We start from the raw sequence: 3,528 nt of genomic DNA, 5'->3' as shown, positions 1-3,528 counted from the left end.
GGATTGTATTGGGGGGGCGGCATGAAGGTCCGCTCCTGACGGTGACTCGCGTAAGTCACCCATTCCGCCCGCAGGGGGTGCCAGCGGAGGTGGGGGTTGGCAGGGATAGGCGTACGACTCGGACTAGGTGCCGTAAGTCCCGCCGCAATGGGGAAGCGGCTGTACAGGGTCAGTTGACGACCATCCGGTTTGAGCAACTGCTGGGAGTGCATCGTTGCCTTGGGCTAGCTTGTGATGGAGTATAGCCTCCAGATCGGATTCGCTACCCCTACCTAAGGTCGCAGAAGCAATTACATTCAAGGGCAACTTGGGGGTGCGGTCAGCATAGAGCAGCCCATTGGCCTCTTGGAAGGTATCGGCAAACTGGGTATAACAGAAACCACTGAGGACCCCGGAATGGTTGACCGCCCACAAGAGTGCTGTGTAATTAGTCTGGAACTCTGCATGATTTTGGGAATGGGCGTAACCCCAGACGTGGTGTTCAGGGTTAGGCGCGTAACAGATCCCCCCGAACTCCGTCAACATTAGGGGTTGACCCCGGTGGGCATAGCCATCCAAGGTAAGGAGCCTACCCCCCGGACGCTCCCGGTCAAATAGATCCGTGAGCTTCATTTCGGGTCCGTAGCGGTGGGCGAGATGACGGGCGTTGTTGTCATAGTCATGGATGCCCAGGATATCGGTGGAGGCACTTTCCCAGCCGTCATTACCGATGACCGGACGGGTCGGGTCCAGGGTCTTAGTCAAGTAATAAAGGGCTTGGACATAGTCGCGGTGGGCTGGGGTCGCCGTCAAGTCCGGCACCCCCCAGGACTCATTGAAAGGGACCCAGACCACGACACAAGGATGGCTCAGGTCCCGCTCAATCACCTCGGTCCACTCACGAGTCATGCGGGTGACGGCCTTGGGCGTGAAGCGATAGGCACTGGGCATCTCCTCCCAGACCATCAGCCCTAGTTTGTCGGCCCAGTAGAGGTAGCGCGGGTCCTCGATTTTTTGGTGTTTGCGGACCCCGTTGAAGCCCATCTGTTTAGCGAGTTCGACATCTTGCCGGAGGTGTTCGTCGGAGGGGGCGGTCATGAAAGTCTCGGGCCAATAGCCCTGGTCGAGGACCAACCGCAAGTAGTAAGGCCGTCCATTGAGCATGAAGCGGTCACGCTGGACCCCCACCGTCCGCATCGCCGTGTAGGAACGGACGACATCCAGAAGCTGATGACCCTGCCAGAGTTGCAGTTCCGCGTTAATTAACGTCGGTCGCTCTGGGCTCCAGAGTAGTTCGTTACGGTAATCATCAATACCGGGGTCTGAGAGGGCAATCCGGCGGTGGACTTCACTATTGATGACCTCATAGCAGTCATTGACCAAGAGTTGGTTGCCCACGGTAAGCCGGACTTTTAGTTGCAGCCCTTCTTGCCGTTCCCCGGCCAAGGAGGCCTCAAAGCCAATCTCCCACCGCTCAAAATGGGGCATCCAGCGAATCCGGTCCAGGTAGGTCGGCGCGACACACTCATACCAAACCGTCTGCCAAATACCGCTGGTACGCGGATACCAAATACTGTGGGGATTGAGTTGCCAGTCTTGTTTACCCCTCGGTTTAGCCAAGTCGTGGGGCTCGTCCTCCGCGCAGACCGTGACGCGCTGTTGACCGCCGGGGTCTAGGACCTGGGTGATATCCACGCTGAAGGGGGTGTAGCCGCCCTCATGCTCAGTGACGAACTTCCCATTCACCCAGACCTGAGCGCGGTAGTCCACCGCCCCAAAATGGAGCAAGACCCGGCCTGCTGGCGGAACTAAGGTAAACTCCCGCTCGTACCAACAATACTGATGAAACCCCGTCTCTCCAATCCCACTCGCGGGGGTCTCAGGCGCGAAGGGGACCTGGATCTGGTGGCTCCACTCAATTTGGTCCGGGCTCTGCAAACCCGTCTCCTCAAAAGCAAACCGCCAGGGACCATTGAGCGAAATCCAATCCGCTCGCACCAGTTGGGGCCGGGGATAGGCTCCGACCGCCGTAGCTATATCTTGAGGCCCAAATGCTTTACCCAAGGATTTCATGAAATTGTCCTTGATTGTCACAGTAAGAGTACCCGTTACCGGGCCGGACTCACCATTGACGCGAACTTTTAGTCTTGCCGTTCTTGAAAATCTTCCGCACTGGCTGGGTCTAGTAAGTACGGATGGTCATCGCGCCCGATGAGGATGTCTTCGGTCCCCAATTCTTCGGTTTCCGCCACTGTCAGACCCACGGCGCGGCCCAACTCGTCCACAATGTCTTGGTCGGGGGTCATCACTGTGCCGCCCACGGCTTCTTCACCGATAGCCTCATCTTCCCAGGCTGCGTCCACATCCCCACCACTCAACGTGGCATCGGTCTCGTTATATTGTTCCCGGTGCCGGAGCATGGCCCGTGAACTCTCGGAAATCTGGGCCACAAAAGCTTCATCCACTCCGCCGCGCGCTTCAGCCTCCCGGCTCAATTCGCTGTCCGACAACCGCTCTTGTGGGGGGCCTTGGTTTGGATCAGCCATCTTCATCCCTCTATCCTAATAACTCCACGTTAGCCCAGTCCTAGGCCAATCTGACCCCATCCCCCGAATTACCCGATTTAACGTGAGTCTGCGATAGGCTCAGGCCGCAACCTCTGTTCAGTAAGGGCAGTCGAGGAGGCCACTGTCGTCCTGCCTTCGACAGTGTGTCGTGCTAACCTGCATCCGGGTCAATACCTAGTTCTCGTAAGCGTGCAGCAAGACGTTCAGCTCTTTGCTCAGCCTGTAGACGGGCTTGGTCTGCTTCGACGCGTTGTGACACTTCAGCTTCTAGCCGTTGCGTCACTTCAGCTTCGACTTGTTGCGTGACCTCGGCTTCTAGCCGTTGCGCCATTTCAGCTTTCATCTGTTGCGCTATTTCAGCTTTCGCCTGTTCGATGGCGGTAAGCAATCGCTCCTGCATCACCTCTTGGAACAACTCTTCAAATAACGGGGTTTCAGTAAGTAAACTCATCGTCTCGCGCCTCCTGAAGAACTCTCGTACATCCCCTCGCTTAAATCGTAAGGTTGCTAGTAAGGCTGTTACCCCGACCAATTCCCCGTACTCTTGGTTTGATTCTACTCCTTGGCGTAAAGCCGTCAGGCTCTGGCTCAACAACGGCTCCATCGCCCCACGGGTTAAAGGGACTAAGGGCATCAGCCCCACTAGCCCACTGGTCAAGATAAGGGCCGGGTCCACTTCCCACAACCGCACCACCTGATAATCTACCCGTATCCCCGCTTCTTGATAAAAACTCGGTACCGCCCGCGCCGCTTCGCTCTCGTGAATCAAGACCAGCACTTGTTGGGGTACCTGACCGTAACGGTTCACAGTCAAGATGCCGTAGGTCGCCATCCGCATCGGTAGCTCGGCTAAATACTTGTCTGCCCCGCGCACTTGGTTCTGGAACTCGATATGCAGGATCTGTTCTAGCCCCGCACTTTGGTAGCGAATTAAGAAGTCGGTGCGGCGTTGGATAGCCGTTATCACCGTGTCGAGGGACTG

The 3,528-nt window shown here is 57.0% G+C and carries 3 protein-coding genes and 1 pseudogene; all 4 read right to left on the bottom strand.

The annotated features are described in order from the left end of the window. Positions 1 to 212 (bottom strand): annotated as a pseudogene (locus HFM78_RS06875) (galactose-1-phosphate uridylyltransferase); the annotation flags it as partial. After that, positions 124 to 2,052 (bottom strand): glycoside hydrolase family 2 protein, encoded by a 1,929-nt coding sequence (locus HFM78_RS06870; protein WP_287128687.1) that lies wholly within the window; start codon positions 2,050 to 2,052, stop codon positions 124 to 126. The gene HFM78_RS06870 and the pseudogene HFM78_RS06875, both read right to left, overlap by 89 nt. A 68-nt stretch (positions 2,053 to 2,120) precedes the next feature. Beyond that, a complete protein-coding gene (locus tag HFM78_RS06865) occupies positions 2,121 to 2,525 on the bottom strand; it encodes a DUF6335 family protein (protein WP_287128686.1) in 405 nt (134 codons plus the stop codon). Between the two features lie 172 nt (positions 2,526 to 2,697). Beyond that, the coding region (locus HFM78_RS06860) for a hypothetical protein (RefSeq protein ID WP_315861914.1) at positions 2,698 to 3,528 on the bottom strand (831 nt) is incomplete at its 5' end.

Source organism: Candidatus Cyanaurora vandensis, assembly GCF_013285555.1.
GTDB classification, from domain to species: Bacteria; Cyanobacteriota; Cyanobacteriia; order Gloeobacterales; family Anthocerotibacteraceae; genus Cyanaurora; species Cyanaurora vandensis.
The sequence above is the reverse complement of the archived record's forward strand: the minus strand, read 5'-3'. Positions and strand labels throughout refer to the sequence as shown.